At 69.8% G+C, this 16,148-nt stretch carries 14 protein-coding genes and 3 pseudogenes; 7 read left to right on the top strand and 10 right to left on the bottom strand.

The genetic code is table 11. The features are described 5' to 3' along the window. Positions 1-43: 43 nt before the first annotated feature. The 3 genes and pseudogenes from A5648_RS10515 to A5648_RS10505 all read right to left on the bottom strand — a co-directional run. Positions 44-610, bottom strand: a pseudogene (locus A5648_RS10515) (ArsA family ATPase); the annotation flags it as partial. Continuing rightward, positions 607-1,044: an SRPBCC family protein gene (locus A5648_RS10510; protein WP_065024487.1), complete on the bottom strand. Its 438-nt coding sequence runs from the start codon at positions 1,042-1,044 to the stop codon at positions 607-609. The gene A5648_RS10510 and the pseudogene A5648_RS10515, both read right to left, overlap by 4 nt. 92 nt (positions 1,045-1,136) lie before the next feature. Next, positions 1,137-1,532, bottom strand: coding sequence for an SRPBCC family protein (locus A5648_RS10505; protein ID WP_065024486.1), 396 nt, complete (start codon positions 1,530-1,532; stop codon positions 1,137-1,139). Between the two features lie 140 nt (positions 1,533-1,672). Between A5648_RS10505 and A5648_RS10500 the strand changes: the two genes are divergently transcribed. Continuing rightward, on the top strand, positions 1,673-3,475 hold the full coding sequence (locus A5648_RS10500; protein ID WP_065024485.1) for an AMP-dependent synthetase/ligase: 1,803 nt from the start codon (positions 1,673-1,675) through the stop codon (positions 3,473-3,475). Positions 3,476-3,511: 36 nt separating this feature from the next. Here the strand turns inward: A5648_RS10500 and A5648_RS10495 are convergent, their stop codons facing one another. The 4 genes from A5648_RS10495 to A5648_RS10480 form a co-directional block, all read right to left on the bottom strand. Continuing rightward, positions 3,512-4,654: a glycosyltransferase family 4 protein gene (locus A5648_RS10495; RefSeq protein ID WP_065024484.1), complete on the bottom strand. Its 1,143-nt coding sequence runs from the start codon at positions 4,652-4,654 to the stop codon at positions 3,512-3,514. A 28-nt stretch (positions 4,655-4,682) separates the two neighbouring features. After that, positions 4,683-5,420, bottom strand: coding sequence for a hypothetical protein (locus A5648_RS10490; protein WP_065024490.1), 738 nt, complete (start codon positions 5,418-5,420; stop codon positions 4,683-4,685). 64 nt (positions 5,421-5,484) lie between these two features. Then, a complete protein-coding gene (gene ripC, locus A5648_RS10485) occupies positions 5,485-6,609 on the bottom strand; it encodes a peptidoglycan hydrolase RipC (RefSeq protein WP_207511653.1) in 1,125 nt (374 codons plus the stop codon). A 166-nt stretch (positions 6,610-6,775) separates the two neighbouring features. Then, on the bottom strand, positions 6,776-7,033 hold the full coding sequence (locus A5648_RS10480; RefSeq protein WP_065024483.1) for a hypothetical protein: 258 nt from the start codon (positions 7,031-7,033) through the stop codon (positions 6,776-6,778). Positions 7,034-7,098: 65 nt separating this feature from the next. Between A5648_RS10480 and A5648_RS10475 the strand changes: the two are divergent. Beyond that, positions 7,099-8,973 (top strand): annotated as a pseudogene (locus A5648_RS10475) (DEDD exonuclease domain-containing protein); the annotation flags it as partial. On the opposite strand, the gene trpD reads toward A5648_RS10475, so the two are convergent. Then, the gene (trpD, locus tag A5648_RS24595; protein WP_082966422.1) at positions 8,911-9,993 is read right to left on the bottom strand and encodes an anthranilate phosphoribosyltransferase; all 1,083 of its coding nucleotides are present in this window, start codon (positions 9,991-9,993) and stop codon (positions 8,911-8,913) included. The pseudogene A5648_RS10475 and the gene trpD overlap by 63 nt on opposite strands. 137 nt (positions 9,994-10,130) lie before the next feature. On the opposite strand from trpD, the gene ctaE reads away from it, so the two are divergent. From ctaE to A5648_RS10450, 5 genes are read left to right on the top strand one after another with little or no spacing between them, the layout of a single operon-like run. Continuing rightward, positions 10,131-10,742: an aa3-type cytochrome oxidase subunit III gene (gene ctaE / locus A5648_RS10470; protein ID WP_082966421.1), complete on the top strand. Its 612-nt coding sequence runs from the start codon at positions 10,131-10,133 to the stop codon at positions 10,740-10,742. Between the two features lie 11 nt (positions 10,743-10,753). Continuing rightward, a complete protein-coding gene (gene qcrC / locus A5648_RS10465) occupies positions 10,754-11,614 on the top strand; it encodes a cytochrome bc1 complex diheme cytochrome c subunit (protein WP_082966425.1) in 861 nt (286 codons plus the stop codon). Further along, a complete protein-coding gene (gene qcrA, locus A5648_RS10460) occupies positions 11,611-12,783 on the top strand; it encodes a cytochrome bc1 complex Rieske iron-sulfur subunit (RefSeq protein ID WP_065024479.1) in 1,173 nt (390 codons plus the stop codon). Before qcrC ends, qcrA begins: the two co-directional genes overlap by 4 nt. Then, positions 12,780-14,408, top strand: coding sequence for a cytochrome bc1 complex cytochrome b subunit (gene qcrB, locus A5648_RS10455; protein WP_065024478.1), 1,629 nt, complete (start codon positions 12,780-12,782; stop codon positions 14,406-14,408). Before qcrA ends, qcrB begins: the two co-directional genes overlap by 4 nt. 52 nt (positions 14,409-14,460) lie before the next feature. Then, positions 14,461-15,072: a pyridoxine/pyridoxamine 5'-phosphate oxidase gene (locus A5648_RS10450; protein ID WP_082966424.1), complete on the top strand. Its 612-nt coding sequence runs from the start codon at positions 14,461-14,463 to the stop codon at positions 15,070-15,072. Between the two features lie 8 nt (positions 15,073-15,080). Here the strand turns inward: A5648_RS10450 and A5648_RS10445 are convergent, their stop codons facing one another. Further along, entirely contained in the window at positions 15,081-15,707 is a 627-nt protein-coding gene (locus tag A5648_RS10445; RefSeq protein WP_065024477.1) for a DUF2561 family protein, read from the bottom strand. Continuing rightward, positions 15,707-16,148 (bottom strand): annotated as a pseudogene (locus A5648_RS10440) (MmpS family transport accessory protein); the annotation flags it as partial. The gene A5648_RS10445 and the pseudogene A5648_RS10440, both read right to left, overlap by 1 nt.

The raw sequence follows: 16,148 nt of genomic DNA, 5'->3' as shown, positions 1-16,148 counted from the left end.
AGGCTCAGTGCGACCGAGGGCAGATCGGCCGCCCTGGTCGAGCTGCTCGAGCGGATCTGCGGTGCCGCGGCCAGGATCGCTCGGCATACAGCGCCACCGTGGCGGGCAGCGTCAGCATCCGCATCGCATCGGCGGTGGACGCGCAGTCGACGACGATCCGATCCCACCGGCCGCTGTGCGCCAGCTCGCCGACCTCATGCAGTCCGAGCACCTCCTGAACCCCGGGAAGGGCCGAAAGTTCTTCGGGGGCAACGCTTCCCAAATCCGATTCCGGGAACCGCTCGGACAGCACGACGACGACCTCGGTCCAGTGCGCCTCGAGCAACGCCAGCGTGTCCAGCGCCAGCACGTCGAGCCCGCCGGGACCGGCGTCGTCGAGCACCACCGAAACGGGGTCGCGTGCGCCGCTGGGCGTTACCGTCACGCCGAGCACATCGCCGACCGAGTGCGCCTGGTCGGTGGAGATCAGCAGCACCCGGTGGCCGGCGCGCGCGTCGGCGACCGCAGTCGCAGCGGCCAGCGTGGACTTGCCTACCCCGCCTTTGCCGACGAACAGACTGATCGGCGCCACTGGAAGCGCGGTGTGCGCTCCTGCCTCAGGCGGCCTCACTCAGCCTCGGCTCGCTTCTTCAGGTCCTTGAGCGCGGTGTCGGTCAGGCGCCGCTCCGCCTTGCGCTTGAGCAGACCGATCATCGGGATCATCAGATCGACCGACAGTTCGTAGACGACTTCGGTTCCGGATTCCTTGGGCGCCAAACGGTATTCACCGTCGAGGGCCTTGAGCAGCGAACTGGAGACCAACGACCAGCGCACCGAGCGACGATCAGCCGCCCAGTCGTACTTCAGCACCATGGTGTCTTTGAGCACCGCCGCGTCCAGGACCAGCCGGGCCTGCTTCGGGTAGCCGTCGGAGTCGGTTTCGAGCACCTCGGCCTCGGTGTACTCCGAAACCCAATCGGGGTAGGCGCCGATGTCGGCGATCACCTTCATCACCGTGTCAGGATCCGCCGCAATGACGATGGTCTGAGCTGTCTTGTCCGCCACCTGGTTACTTCCCTAACTTGTTTGCGCCTGCCACCGGCCCTCGGCAGAGACGGTACCTCGCCGCGCCGGGCGCCCGCCCGTTCAGCGGCGGGTCAGCTCCCGACGGCCGGTCCGACACCGACCGGCCGGGCCCGCTCGAGGCGAGCTTTCACTTCGAAAGCCATCCGCTTTCCGGCCACCCGGCGGCGGTGGATCAGCTTCGGCAGGTTCAGCCGGGCCAGCTGGCGGCCGGTCACGCCGGTGGGCTCAGCGTGCAGGAAATAGTGCAGCAACACCCCGTCGAGCATCGGGTCCAGCCAGATCTCCATGGTTCCGGTCAGCGGCCCGCTCACCGTCCATCGAACGCCCTTCTCGGCGCGATCCTCGACCACCTGGAGTTGCAGGTCCGGCCACCACCGCTGCCAGCTCGACCGGTCCGCGACCACGGCGCCGACCTGATCGCCGGGTGCGGCGATGAACGTCTGGTCGGCTACCTGGATACTGTTCATCGCTTCAGCTTCACATATGACGCCCGCACGCGGAACGCAGCGGGTGCGCAGCTGCCCCGGCAGTGAACACCGTCACACCGGTCGTCGGGCGGCTATTAGGCTGGGCACACAGACAGCAGGTCGCCAAGAGAGGTCATCGCATGCGTGAGTTCAGTGTTCCCGCGTCGTTCACCGTCGAGGAGCACGACAACGTCGCCGCAGTAGTCTTCGAACACGAGCGCGACAATCCCGACTACGTCATCTTTCAGCGTCTGGTCGATGGGGCCTGGACGGACGTCACCTGCGCCACCGCCGCCGCCCACATCCGCTCGGCGGCACTGGGTCTGATCGCCCAGGGCGTGGCGGCCGGCGACCGGGTGGTGATCTTCTCGGCGACGCGTTACGAGTGGGCCATCCTGGACTTCGCGATCCTGTCGATCGGCGCGGTGACCGTGCCGATCTACGAGACGTCGTCGGCGGAGCAGGTGCGCTGGGTGATGGAGGACTCCAGCGCGGTGCTGGCGTTCGCCGAAACCGACGCCCACGCCCAGATGATCAACGAACTCGCCGGTGACTTGCCCGCCCTGCGGCGGGTGCTGACCATCGACGGATCCGGGCCCAAAGGCCTGGACGAACTCGCCGAAGCCGCCGCCGGCCAGGACCCGGCGCAGGTCACCGCACGCCTCGACGCGCTGAAGGTCACCGACCCGGCGACGCTGATCTACACCTCGGGCACCACCGGGCGCCCCAAGGGCTGCGAGCTCACCCACTCCAACCTGATCTACGAGGTGCGCGGCACCAAGGCCGCACTGCCGACCCTGCTGGGGCCGGGCCAGCGCCTGCTGATCTTCCTGCCGCTGGCGCACGTGCTGGCCCGCGCCCTGACCCTGGCGGCCTTCACCAACCGGGTCACCGTCGGGTTCACCAGCGACATCAAGAATCTGGTGCCGATGTTCTCGGTGTTCAAGCCGACCGTGGTGGTGTCGGTGCCGCGGGTGTTCGAGAAGGTCTACAACACCGCCGCGCAGAACGCCGCCAACGACGGCAAGGGCCGGATCTTCGAGATGGCCGCCCAGACCGCGGTGGACTGGAGCGAGGCCACCGACCGCGGCGGTCCCGGGCTGCTGCTGCGCGCCAAGCACGCGCTCTTCGACAAGCTGGTCTACCACAAGCTGCGCGCGGCGCTGGGCGGTGACTGCCGCGCCTCGGTGTCCGGCGGTGCGCCGCTGGGCGAACGGCTGGGCCACTTCTACCGTGGCGTCGGGCTGTCCATCTACGAGGGCTACGGCCTGACCGAGACCACCGCCGCCGTCACCGTCAACCCGGTCGGTGGCATGAAGGTCGGGACCGTCGGAAAACTGGTGCCCGGCAACAGCATGCGCATCGCCGACGACGGGGAGTTGCTGGTGCGCGGCGGTGTGGTGTTCGGCGGCTACTGGCGCAACGAGCAGGCCACCGCCGAGGCGTTCTCCGACGGCTGGTTCAAGACCGGCGACCTGGCCGACATCGACGCCGAGGGCTACCTGAAGATCACCGGCCGCAAGAAGGAGATCATCGTCACCGCCGGCGGCAAGAACGTCGCTCCGGCGGTGCTCGAGGACCAGCTGCGCGCCCACCCCCTGATCAGCCAGGCGATGGTGGTCGGCGACGCCAAGCCGTTCATCGGCGCGTTGATCACCATCGACCCGGAGGCCATCGAGGGCTGGAAACAGCGCAACAGCAAGTCCAGCACCGCCACCGCCGCGGACCTGGTCACCGACCCGGACCTGATGGCCGAGGTGGATGCGGCGGTCAAGCAGGCCAACCTGGCGGTGTCGCACGCCGAGTCGATCCGCAAGTTCTCGATCCTGCCGGTCGACTTCACCGAGGCCACCGGTGAGCTGACGCCGACGATGAAGGTCAAGCGCAAGGTGGTCGCCGAGAAGTTCGCCGATTCGATCGAGGCGATCTACGCCAAGGACTGACCCGGCGGTTCAGCGCCGCATGCCCCCCCCGGCGGCTCAGGCCTGCAACAGGTCGGCCATGCGTCCGGCGAGCGTGTCCCAGCACCAGTGACCGGTCACCCAGTCGCGTCCCGCGGCGCCCATCGCGGCGGCCCGGTCGGGGTCGGCGAGCAGTTCGCTGATGGCGTCACCGATCTGCGCGACGGACCGGCCGTCGACGACCCGCCCGGTCCGCTTGTCCAGCACGGTTTCCGGTGCACCGCCGGAGCGACCGGCGATCACCGGGACACCGGCCGCCGACGCCTCCAGAAACACGATGCCCAGCCCCTCGACGTCGAGTCCCGCACCCCGGGTGCGGCACGGCATCGCGAAGACGTCGCCGAGCAGGTAGTAGGCCGGCAGCTCGGCCGCCGGTACCCCGCCGGTGAAGGTCACCGCATCGGCCACCCCGTGTTGGGCGGCCAGCTGGTGCAGCGTCTCGGCGTAGGGGCCGCCGCCGACGATCACCAACGCCGCCCCCGGCACCCGCTGCCGAATCGCCGGTAACGCCCGGATCAGCATGTCCTGGCCTTTGCGCGGCACCAGCCGCGACACGCACACCACCGTAGGCCGCTCACCCAGCCCGTGCCGCAGCCGCAGTTCGGCCCGCGCTCCCGGGTCGGGCCGGAACCGGTCGGTGTCCACCCCGGGCGGCAGGTGTTCCAGCGCGGCGTCGGGCCCGAACGCCGAGGAGAACCGGCCGCGGGTGTAGTGGCTGACGAAGGTGACCGTGTCGCAGGTCTGGCCGATCCGGCGCAGCACCGAGCGGGCCACCGGCAGCATCGACCAGCCGACCTCGTGGCCGTGGGTGCTGGCCAGCACCCGGGTGGCGCCGGCGGTGCGCGCCCGCTGCGCCAGCAGCGCCGCCGGGGCGGCCGCGCCGAACCAGACGGTGTCGATGGCCTGGTCGCAGATGAGCCGGCGCATCCGGCGGTCGACGGCCCGGCCCGGCAACATCAGCGTGCCCGGATGCCGCACCACCTGGTAGCCGGCCGATGTCGCCGCCTCGTCGAATGCCTCGGCGCCCTTCCACTGCGGTGCATACACCGTCACGTCGTGGCGTCCCGAGCCGGCGATGCGACGCACCAGCTCTTCCAGATAGCACTGGATGCCGCCGGGACGCGGCGGAAAATCGTTGGTAACCAGCAGGACCCGGCTCACTGCAGGGATGCTAGCTGCGCCACTGCCCTCACCCGGCGAGCAGGTCGGCTAGATCCACGCCGAGCACCAGCGGCACGGCCACCGAGGGGTCCACATGTCCGGGACCGCAGGCGGACGCATAAAGCTCGCGCAGCTTGGCGGCGCCGAACCGGGCGGCGACGTACCGGGCGAACTCCCACGCCCGGTCATAGGCCTGTGCCCGGCCCGGGCCGGGGGCGTCCAGGTCGGCATCTGAAGGCAGGGCGACCGGAGGCACCGGCGCGCGGGCCGAATCCGGGGCGGGGCGGGCGACGAAGTCCGCCACCCCCTCGGTGAGCCAGCGCGGGGCATCCAGGGCGGTGTCGGCTCGGGCCGCGTAGTGGAAAAGCTCGTGGGTCAACACGATTCGCAGCGCCGGCGTGCTCATGGCGTCCGCGCCGGGGGCGAACACGATCCGCTGGCCGCTCACCTGCCGACGTTCCGGATCGACCCGGTCGGCCACCGCGACCGCGGCGACGTCGGACCACTGTTCGACATCGGCCCCGCGGGCCCCGTTTGCCAGGGCGGCGAACTGCCGATCCGAGCCGGTAGCCGTCACCTCGATGCGGGACGCCCAGTCGGTGCCCCAGAACGCCTCAACCGCCTCGACGGCGTCGCCGATGTTGGCCTCGACGCGGCCCAGCAGTGCCGCACCGCGCGGGCCGCCGTGATTGTCCACGACGACGCTGCGGTGATCACCCACGATCAACGGCGCGTCAGCCTCGGGCCAAGCCGCGACGGCCAGCACCACCGCGGCGGCGATCAGCTCGGCCGCCAGCAGCGCAGCCAGCGGCCGGCGGAACCGGCGGCGCTCAGTAACGGCGGGCGTTGTGGATCGGGCCGGAGGAGTTCATCGGCACCACCCGGACCGGCTGACCGTAAGTCGACGAGTGGATCATCATGCCGTCGCCGACGTAGATCCCGGAGTGGGAGGCATCCGAGTAGAAGGTCAGCACGTCGCCGGGCTGCAGGTCCGAGAGCGCCACCGGCTGACCGCCGTTGGCCTGCGCCTGGCTGGAGTGCGGCAGATTGATGCCGGCCTGGTTGAACGCCCACATCACCAGTCCCGAGCAGTCGAACCCACCCGGTGCGGCCCCGCCCCACACGTAGGGGGTTCCGACCTGGGTCAACGCGGCCTGCACGGCGGTCGCGGCGCCGCCGCCTGCGCCACCGGGCGCGTCGGGGGCCGGGAAGCCGGGCAGCTGGAATCCGGGGAACGCGGGGGCTGGCGGCGCGCCCTCGGGAGCGGGCGGCTCCCCCGGTACGCCTTCGGGGCCCGGCCCCGGCTCGGCCATCGCGGTGCGCTGCTGCGGTGTCAGCGCGTAATACTGCGACTTGACCACCGAGATCTGCAGCTGCAGGCGGCTCTGCTTGGCCTGCAGTTCGGCGCGCACCGCAGCGGCCTGCTCGGCCGCGGTCCGGGCGTCCTCGGCAGACTTGGCGGAGGCCTGCTCGGCCGCATCGGCCTGGTCGCTGGCGACCCGGTAGCGCTCCATCTGCACCGACAGGTCCCTGGCCACCACCCGCTGCACGGCGAGCTTGTCGATCAGCTGCTGGGGCGACTCGGCGGTCAGGATGGCGTCCATGCCCCCGACCCGGCCACCCATGTAGGTGCTGGCGGCGAATCGGTTGACCGCCGACCGGTAGCCGGACAGCTGGTGCCGGGCGGTGTCGAGCGCGGCCTGGTCCTGGGTGTGCGCGGCGTCGGCGGCCTGTTGTTCGGCGAGTTTCTGGTCGAGGTTGAGCTGGGCGGTGTGCATCGCCTCGGTGGTCTGCTCGGCCTGCCGGGACAGCTCGCTGAGCTTCGCCAATGCGTCGTCAGCCGGGTCGGCGTACACGCTGCCGACAAAGCTGCCGGTCAGAGCCGTGACGCCGGCCACCAGGCCGGCGGCAACGCCGAGAGCAGGACGCCTAAAAGCACGCAGATTCCACCGCATACGTTCGAGCTTCAAGATTGCATCCTTTAACACTGCCAAGGGGGGGCGTGGCCGTGCCGCCGAAACTAAGATCTCGAATAGGTTACGAAATAGCAACGGCGTTGTCCATCGCGAGCTGCAACGTTAACAGCCCGGATTGTGAAAACTCTAAGGCGACGCGCCGCCGTCAGGCCACCCCGGATCGGCGCGCCGGGCCGCGTTCTCCGCGGATGGGAACCAGGCGCAGCCGCGGCGCCATCCCGGCCTCGGCGAGCACCGCCAAAGCCGCCCGCTCGTCCTCGAGCAGCTCGTTCGGCACGCCCAACAGCACGCTGACCACACAGTCTCCGCAGGCGGGCCCGCGGACCGCGCAGTCGTCACAGTCGATGACCACCGGTTCCGGATCGGCCCGGTGCGCATCGCGGCGGTCCGAGATCTCTCCCATGACGATTCCTTTCGATCGGTTGCCGGCACGCTAACCGCGGCCACCGACAACAACGGCTCGACCCGATGTCGGTGCGTCCGCCTACGGTTCACGGCATGACCCGCCGCGCTGATGCAGGGCAGCAGCTGAGCCTTCTCGACGACCAGGCCCGGCTCGACGCCACCCCGGCCGCCACGGCGTTGCGGGAGACCACCTTTGTGGTGGTGGACCTGGAGACCACCGGTGCTCGCGCCTCCCCCGGCGCCGACGGCACGGCGGACGCCATCACCGAGATCGGCGCGGTCAAGGTGCGGGGCGGCGTGGTCGAGGGCGAGTTCGCCACCTTGATCAATCCCCGGCGCGGCATCCCACCCCAGATCGTCCGGTTGACCGGGATCACCACCGCGATGGTGCACGACGCACCCACCGTCGAGGCCGTGCTGCCGACCTTCCTGGAGTTCGCCGGGTTCGACCGCGGTTCGGTGCTGGTGGCCCACAACGCCGGATTCGATGTCGGCTTCCTGAGGGCGGCCGCGCAACACTGCGACCTGGGCTGGCCGCGGCCGCCGGTGCTGTGCACGGTCCGGCTGGCGCGACGGGTGCTCAGCCGCGAGGAGGCGCCCAGTGTGCGGTTGGCCGAGTTGTCCCGCCTGTTCGCGGTCAGCACCACGCCCACCCACCGGGCACTCGACGACGCCCGCGCCACCGTCGACGTCCTGCACGCCCTGATCGAGCGGGTCGGTAACCAGCGGGTACACACTTACGCCGACCTGCGCGCCTACCTGTCGCACGCAACGCCGGCCCAGCGCCGCAAACGCACTCTCGCCGAGGGACTTCCGCACTGCCCGGGCGTCTACCTGTTCCGCGGCCCGTCCGAGGAGGTGCTCTACATCGGCACCGCCACCGACCTGCGCCGCCGGACCGGTGCCTACTTCAACGGATCGGACCGCCGGCGCCGCATTGCCGAGATGGTGGCACTGGCCACCCGGATCGACCACGTCGAATGCGCGCACCCGCTGGAGGCAGGGGTGCGCGAACTGCGCCTGCTGGCCGCGCACGCTCCGCCCTACAACCGCCGGTCGAAGTTTCCCCGGCGGTGGTGGTGGATCGCCCTGTCGGAGGAAGCCTTTCCACGCCTGTCGGTGGTGCGTGCACCCCGCCACGGCCGGGTGGTCGGTCCGTTCCGCTCCCGCGCCGACGCCGCCGAAACCGCCGCCCTGCTCGCACGGTTCACCGGCATCCGCACCTGTACAACGCGTTTGAGCCGCACCGGCCGGCACACCTGCCCGCCCGTCGAAGTCAGTCCCTGCCCCGCCGCGTCCGACCTCACCGCCGCGCAGTACGCCGACAGCGTCGAGCGGGCGGCAGCGTTGATCGACGGCCGCGACAACACCGCGCTGCGTGCGGCGGTGGACCAGGTGAACGCGCTGGCCGACCGGGGGCATTACGAGAGCGCCGCGCGGCTGCGCGACCGTGCCGCGACCACCATTGAGGTCCTGTGGCGAAGCCAGCGCGCCCGCGCGCTGGCGGCACTGCCGGAGTTGGTGGCCGCCGCACCGGACGGCTCCGGCGGGTGGCAACTCGCGGTGATCCGCCACGGCCGGCTGGCCGCCGCCGGCTGCGCCGCCCGCGGCGTGCCACCGATGCCCGTCGTCGACGCGATCACGCTGGGCGCCCAGGCGGTGGTGCCCGAGCCGGCGCCGCTGGCCGGCGCCCTGGTCGAGGAGACCGGGCTCATAGCCCGCTGGCTGGCGACGCCCGGGGTGCGCATCGTGCGCGCCGATCCCGTCGAGGGTGCGCATGAACCCGACGGATGGGCCGACGGATGGGCAGAGCCGCTGGGCTCGGCCGGGCCGTGGACCGCGTGGGCGGCCCTGGCCCGCTCGGCGCGGCTGGCCTCAGAGCTGGGCGCCGAAGCGGACCCAACGAGCGAGCAGCTGTTCGGCCGCGCCGCTGTCTATCGCCGCGACAGCGCGCTGCAGCCCGTCCTCCCAGGCCGGCAGCCAGTCAGCGTTGCTGGATAGCCCGGCGTGGGCGACGATCGCCCCGGCGGCGTTGAGCACGACCGCATCGCGCACCGGGCCCGCGGTGCCGGCCAGTACCGACCGGGCCTCCTCGGCGTTGGCCTGCGCGTCGCCGCCGAGCAGCTGGCCCACCTCGGCGCGGGCGAACCCGAACCCGGCGGGGTCGAAGGTCAGCCGGTCGATCGTGCCGGCCTGCACCCGCCAGATGGTGCTCGTCGTGGTCGTGGTCAGCTCGTCGAGGCCGTCGTCGCCGTGCACCACCAGCACGCTGGACCGCCGCGCCGCGAACACCCCGGCCATCACCTCGGCCAGCTCCCCGAACGCGCAGCCGATCAGACCCGCCCGCGGCCGGGCCGGGTTGGTCAGCGGGCCCAGCAGGTTGAACACGGTCGGCACGCCGATCTCGCGTCGCGCCACCGACGCATTGCGGTAGGACGGCTGAAACTGCGGCGCAAAGCAGAACCCGATGCCGACCTCGGCGACGCTGCGCGCCACCGCGTCGGGCCCCAGATCGATGCGCACCCCCAACGCCTCAAGAGTGTCGGCGCCACCGGAGAGCGAACCGGCCGACCGGTTGCCGTGCTTGACCACCGGCACCCCGGCGGCCGCGACCACGATCGCTGCCATCGTCGAGAGGTTCACCGTGTTGGCGCCGTCACCGCCGGTGCCGACCACGTCCACGGTGTCGGTGCCGATCTCGTCGGTGGGCACCTTGCGGCCGTACGCCAGCATGACGTCGGCCAGCTCCCCGACCTCGGCCGCCGTCGGACCCTTCATCTGCATGGCCACGCCGAAGGCGGCGATCTGCGCCGACGTCGCGCTGCCGGCCATGATCTGCTCCATCGCCCAGGCCGCCTGGCCCCGAGCCAGATCCGCGCCGGACGTCAAGCCGCCCAATACCTGCCGCCACTGTGCTATCTGCGCTATCGGCTGCGCCTCACCACCGGGCTCGACCACGCGCCGATCGTCGCATGCGGCCCGCACGCCACCAAAGCCGCCTGGAAACACGGCGCGAACGCGCGGCCAACAGCAGTTCCAACGAATTGCCCGCCCCGGGTGGAGATCTTCAACTACATAGCGTCATACTTGCGGATGTGACGAGCGCTGTGGGGTCCTCGGGTACTGCCATTACGTCGCGTGTGCATTCGCTGAACCGTCCCAACATGGTCAGCGTCGGCACCATCGTGTGGCTGTCCAGTGAGTTGATGTTCTTTGCCGGGCTGTTCGCGATGTATTTCACCGCGCGAGCCCAGTCCGGTGGTGCCTGGCCGCCGCCGCCAACCGAGCTGAACCTGTGGCAGGCGGTCCCGGTGACGCTGGTGCTGATCGCGTCGTCGTTCACCTGCCAGATGGGCGTGTTCGCCGCCGAGCGCGGCGACGTGTTCGGGCTGCGCCGGTGGTATCTGCTGACGTTCGCCATGGGACTGTTCTTCGTCTGCGGTCAGGCTTACGAGTACTACCACCTGATCATGCACGGCACCACCATTCCGTCGAGCTCCTACGGCAGCGTGTTCTACCTGACCACCGGCTTCCACGGTCTGCACGTCATCGGCGGGTTGGTCGCGTTCATCTTCCTGATGATGCGCACCACGATGAGCAAGTTCACCCCGGCCCAGGCCACCGCATCGATCGTCGTGTCCTACTACTGGCACTTCGTCGACATCGTCTGGATCGCACTGTTCGCCACGATCTACTTCATCCGATGAGCAACCGCCCGATGAACAGGAGTGTTCGGTTGAAGACACCGAAGAAGTGGGCCCGACCTCGCCCCAACGAATCCGTCGCCCGGCGGCGGCTTCGGCGTCGGTTGTCCGGCGGGCTGCTGCTGCTGGTCGCACTGGCCATGGCCGGCGGACTGGCGGCGGTGGTGACCCCGACCCCGCAGGTCGCGGTCGCCGACGAGTCCACCTCGGCGCTGCTGCGCACCGGTAAGCAGCTCTTCGACACCTCTTGTGTGAGCTGCCACGGCGCCAACCTGCAGGGTGAGCCCGGCCGCGGACCGAGCCTGCTCGGCGTCGGCGAGGCCGCGGTGTACTTCCAGGTGTCCACCGGGCGGATGCCCGCGGCACGCGGTGAGGCCCAGGCGCCCCGCAAGTACCCGAACTTCGACGACAAGCAGATCGACGCGTTGGGCGCCTACGTGCAGGCCCACGGTGGCGGCCCCACCGTGGTGCGCAACGCCGACGGCAGCATCGCGCAGGCCTCGCTGCGCGGCGACGACCTGGGCCGCGGCGGTGACCTCTTCCGGCTCAACTGCGCGTCGTGCCACAACTTCACCGGCCGCGGCGGCGCGCTGTCGTCGGGCAAGTACGCCCCCGACCTGGCACCGGCCAACGAGCAGCAGATCTTGACCGCGATGCTGACCGGCCCGCAGAACATGCCGCGGTTCTCCGACCGGCAGATTTCCATGGAGGAGAAAAAGGACATCATCGCCTACGTCAGAGCCGTTACCGAGGAACATGATCCGGGCGGCTACGGGCTCGGCGGTTTCGGCCCCGCGCCCGAAGGCATGGTGATGTGGATTATCGGAATGGTCGCTGCCATCGGCGCGGCTATGTGGATCGGGGCACGTTCATGACCGAGGTCAGCAAGGAGACAAGCGTTCCCGACGAGGCCCAGCTGGCCGCGATGGACAACGACGAGCTGCTCGCCCTCGGTGGCCGCCTCGACGGCGTGGAGACGATCTTCAAGGACCCGCGCTGGCCGGTCGCAGACACCCGGGCCGAGAAGCGGGCCGAACGCAGCGTCGCCGGCTGGTTCCTGGCCGCCGGCGGCTTCGGGCTCGCCCTGCTGCTGATCTTCCTGTTCTGGCCGTGGGAATACGCTCCGGTGGAGTCCCCGGAGGGGTTCGCCTACTCGTTGGCCACTCCGCTGTACGGGCTGACCTTCGGGCTCTCGGTGCTGCTGATCGGCGTCGGCGCGGTGATGTTCGTCAAGAAGTTCATCCCCGAAGAGATCACCATCCAGCAACGCCACGACGGCAGCTCCGCCGAGCTGGACCGTAAAACGGTGGGCGCCCAGCTGACCGACGCATTCGAGGGCTCCACGATCGGGCGGCGCAAGCTGCTCGGCGCATCGCTGGGCATCGGCTTCGGCGCGTTTGGCCTGGGCACCTTGGTGGCCGGGGCCGGCGGCCTCATCAAGAACCCCTGGAAGCCGGTCGTCGACACCGCCGAGGGCAAAAAGGCCATGCTGTGGACCTCGGGCTGGACCCCGCGCTATCACGGCGAGACGATCTACCTGGCCCGGGCGACCGGCCACAGCACCAACTCCCCGTTCGTCAAGATGCGCCCCGAAGACCTCGACGCCGGCGGCATGGAGACCGTCTTCCCGTGGCGGGAGTCCGACGGCGACGGCACCACCGAGGAATCGCGCGAAAAGCTCAACGAGATCATGATGGGCGTACGCAATCCGGTGATGCTGATCCGCATCCGGCCCGACGACATGCCCAAGGTGGTCAAGCGAGCGGGCCAGGAGAGCTTCAACTTCGGCGACTTCTTCGCCTACACGAAGATCTGCTCGCACCTGGGTTGCCCGTCGTCCCTGTTCGAGCAGCAGACCTACCGGATTCTGTGCCCGTGCCACCAATCGCAGTTCGACGCACTGCATTTCGCCAAGCCGGTCTTCGGCCCGGCGGCGCGCGCACTGGCACAGCTGCCGGTCACCATTGACGCCAACGGCTATCTGGTCGCCAACGGCGACTTCGTCGAACCTGTCGGACCGGCCTTCTGGGAGCGCACCTCATGAGCCCTGCAATCGGCGACCTGCTCGCCCGTCAAGCAGACGACATCGACACCCGTTACCACCCGGCGGCCGCGCTGCGACGCCAGTTCAACAAGGTCTTCCCGACGCACTGGTCGTTCCTGCTCGGTGAGATCGCGTTGTACAGCTTCATCATTCTGCTGCTGTCCGGCGTCTACCTGACGCTGTTCTTCGACCCGTCGATGGCCGAGGTCATCTACGAGGGCGTCTACCAGCCGCTCAACGGTGTGCAGATGTCGCGAGCCTACGAGACGGCACTGAACATCTCCTTCGAGGTGCGCGGCGGCCTGTTCGTCCGGCAGCTGCACCACTGGGCGGCGCTGATGTTCGCCGCGTCGATCATGGTGCACCTGGCGCGCATCTTCTTCACCGGTGCGTTCCGCCGGCCGCGCGAGGCGAACTGGGTGATCGGGTCGCTGCTGCTGATCCTGGCCATGTTCGAGGGCTACTTCGGCTATTCGCTGCCCGACGACCTGCTGTCCGGCATCGGTATCCGGGCCGCGCTCTCGTCGATCACGCTGGGCATGCCGGTCATCGGCACCTGGCTGCACTGGGCGCTGTTCGGCGGCGACTTCCCCGGCACCATCTTGATCCCCCGGCTCTACGCCCTGCACATTCTGCTGCTCCCGGGCATCATCCTGGCCCTGATCGGCGTGCACCTGGCGCTGGTGTGGTTCCAGAAGCACACCCAGTTCCCCGGACCCGGACGCACCGAGAGCAACGTCGTCGGGGTGCGTGTGCTGCCGATCTTCGCGATCAAGTCCGGCGCGTTCTTCGCGATCATCACCGGCATCCTCGGTCTGATGGGCGGCCTGCTGCAGATCAACGCGATCTGGAACCTGGGCCCCTACCGGCCTTCGCAGGTGTCGGCGGGCAGCCAGCCCGACTTCTACATGATGTGGACCGAGGGGCTGGCCCGGTTGTGGCCGGCGTGGGAGTTCTACTTCTGGGGTCACACCGTGCCCGGCCCCGTCGGGGTCGCGCTGATCATGGGTCTGGTCTTCATCCTGCTGACCATCTACCCGTTCCTGGAGAAGCGGTTCACCGGGGACTACGCGCACCACAACCTGCTGCAGCGTCCCCGGGACGCACCGGTCCGCACCGCGATCGGCGCCATGGCGATCAGCTTCTACATGGTGCTGACGCTGGCTGCGATGAACGACATCATCGCGTGGAAGTTCCACATCTCGTTGAATGCGACGACCTGGATCGGCCGCATCGGGATGGTGGTACTGCCGCCGATCATCTTCTTCGTCACCTACCGGTGGTGCATCGGGCTGCAGCGCAGTGACCGTGACGTGCTTGAGCACGGTATCGAAACCGGCATCATCAAGCGGCTGCCGCACGGTGCCTACATCGAGCTGCACCAGCCGCTGGGCCCGGTCGACGAACACGGCCACCCGATTCCGCTGGAATACGCCGGCGCAGCACTGCCCAAGAAGATGAACACGCTCGGTTCGGGCGGTGCTCCCGGCCGGGGCAGCTTCCTGACGGCCGACCCGGTCGACGAGGACGCCGCGCTCAACGAGGCCGCACACGCCAGCGAGCGGCGTGCGCTGACCGCGCTTGCCGAGCGTCAAGACGGTAACGGCAACGGCCAGCAGCACTAGGCCACAGCCGCCGACGGGCAGCCTGCGCGCTTTGCTGCGCGGGCTGCCCGTTTTGGTTGGATGCGCGCCGGAGTTCGATCCGGTGCGGGCGCCCGACGATCCGGTGAAGTTGTTCACCGCGTGGCTGCTGCATGCCGTCGACAGCGGAGTCACCGAACCGCACGCGATGACGGTGTCGACCGTGTCCGGGTCGCGGCCGTCGGCGCGGATATTGATCCTCAAGGACGTCGATAGCGCCGGGTGGCATTTCGCGGTCAGCTCGGCGAGCCGCAAAGGTGCCGAGCTCGCCCGCAATCCTGCTGTGGCACTGACGTTTTACTGGCCCGCAGTGGGCCGCCAGGTCCGGGTGGAGGGCATCGCGCAGGCCGACCCGCCGCAGGTGGCCGCCGACGACTTCCTGGCCCGCTCCGAGGGCGCCCGGACGATGGCACTGACCGGGCGCCAGAGCGAGCCCTACTGCGATGCCGCGGAGATCAGTGCGGCGTTGGCGAAGGCTCGTCTGGAACTCGAGCGGTCCCCCGCCCTGGTCCCCGCCGACTGGGTGTCGTATGCGGTGCGGGCCGACACGGTCGAATTCTGGCAGGCGGACCCGGATCGCCGGCACCGCAGATTGCGTTATGAACGCGACGGCGCGGACTGGTCAGCGACTCGGCTCTGGCCGTAAGCGCGGCGTCAGCCGAACCGGGACGGCAGCTCCAGCACCTCGCCCAGGCGCCGCAGGTACAGCCACGGGATCACCGGCATGGCCAGGGTGATCGCCCCGGCCAGCCCGTAGCAGACCCATGAGCCGGTGTCCTTGCCGACTGCCATGAGATAGGTCGCTGCGGCGACCAGGGTCAGGGCGCCGCCGACGGCGCTGGCGAGCACGGTGATGCCACGCAGCAGCACCCGGTCCACCTGGGCCTGGTTGGGCAGCGCCGGGCGCTCGGTAGCCGCCCGCCGCCCCGGGGCGTCGAATCCGCGTTGCGGCAGCGGCGCACCCGGCCGCGCCGGCGTTCCGGCCCGGGGTGCGAAGTCGGCGCCTGGTGGGCCGGCTGCGCGGGCCCGCAGCAACACCGGGACAGCGGCCAGGATGACCAGCGCGGAGACACCGATGACGATGTACAGCAGGCCGTTGTGCGAGCTCTCGGCCGGCTGTTCAAAACCGCGCCCGAGATCTACCAGCGCGACCATCGCCGCCACGCTCATGCCCAGCAGCGTGAGCCAGATCGCGGCGCAGACACCGAGCAGCACCCGGTCGGTGACCTCCGGGGACTGGCCCGGGCGGGCGAAACGGTCTGCGATGTTTCGGCCGACCATCAGCAGCTCGTCGCCGGTGCGTCGTTGCTGTTGGAGGACAGCACCCTACCGTCGCTGCTGGTGATCGAGCAGTTGAGCTTGCTCAGCCGCAGCATGCTGGATGCCTCCACCGAGCCGACCTCCGACTGGGAGATCGGCGTCAACGTCAGCGACCACGGGATGTAGGCGTTGCGTTGAGTCCGGCGTTGTCCGGAGGCGTCGACGTAGGTAATCGTGATCTGGTCGAACGGTGCCTTGGTGCCGGTCACCGAGTAGGTCACCTGCATCGGCTTGGCCTGGGTGGTCGTGGTGGGCTCCGTTGTCGTAGGGGATGGTTCGGGAGATGGGGTCTCGGCCGGTGGCGGCGGGGGCGGTGGCTCCTCGCTGGACGGCGGTGGCGGTGGTGGTGACCGGCGCCTCGGTGGTGGTCACCGGCGGCGGCGCCGGGGTGGTGGCCACCGG

Source organism: Mycolicibacter sinensis, assembly GCF_001673565.1.
Taxonomy (GTDB): Bacteria; Actinomycetota; Actinomycetes; order Mycobacteriales; family Mycobacteriaceae; genus Mycobacterium; species Mycobacterium sinense_C.
This window is presented reverse-complemented; position numbering and strand designations above follow the sequence as displayed.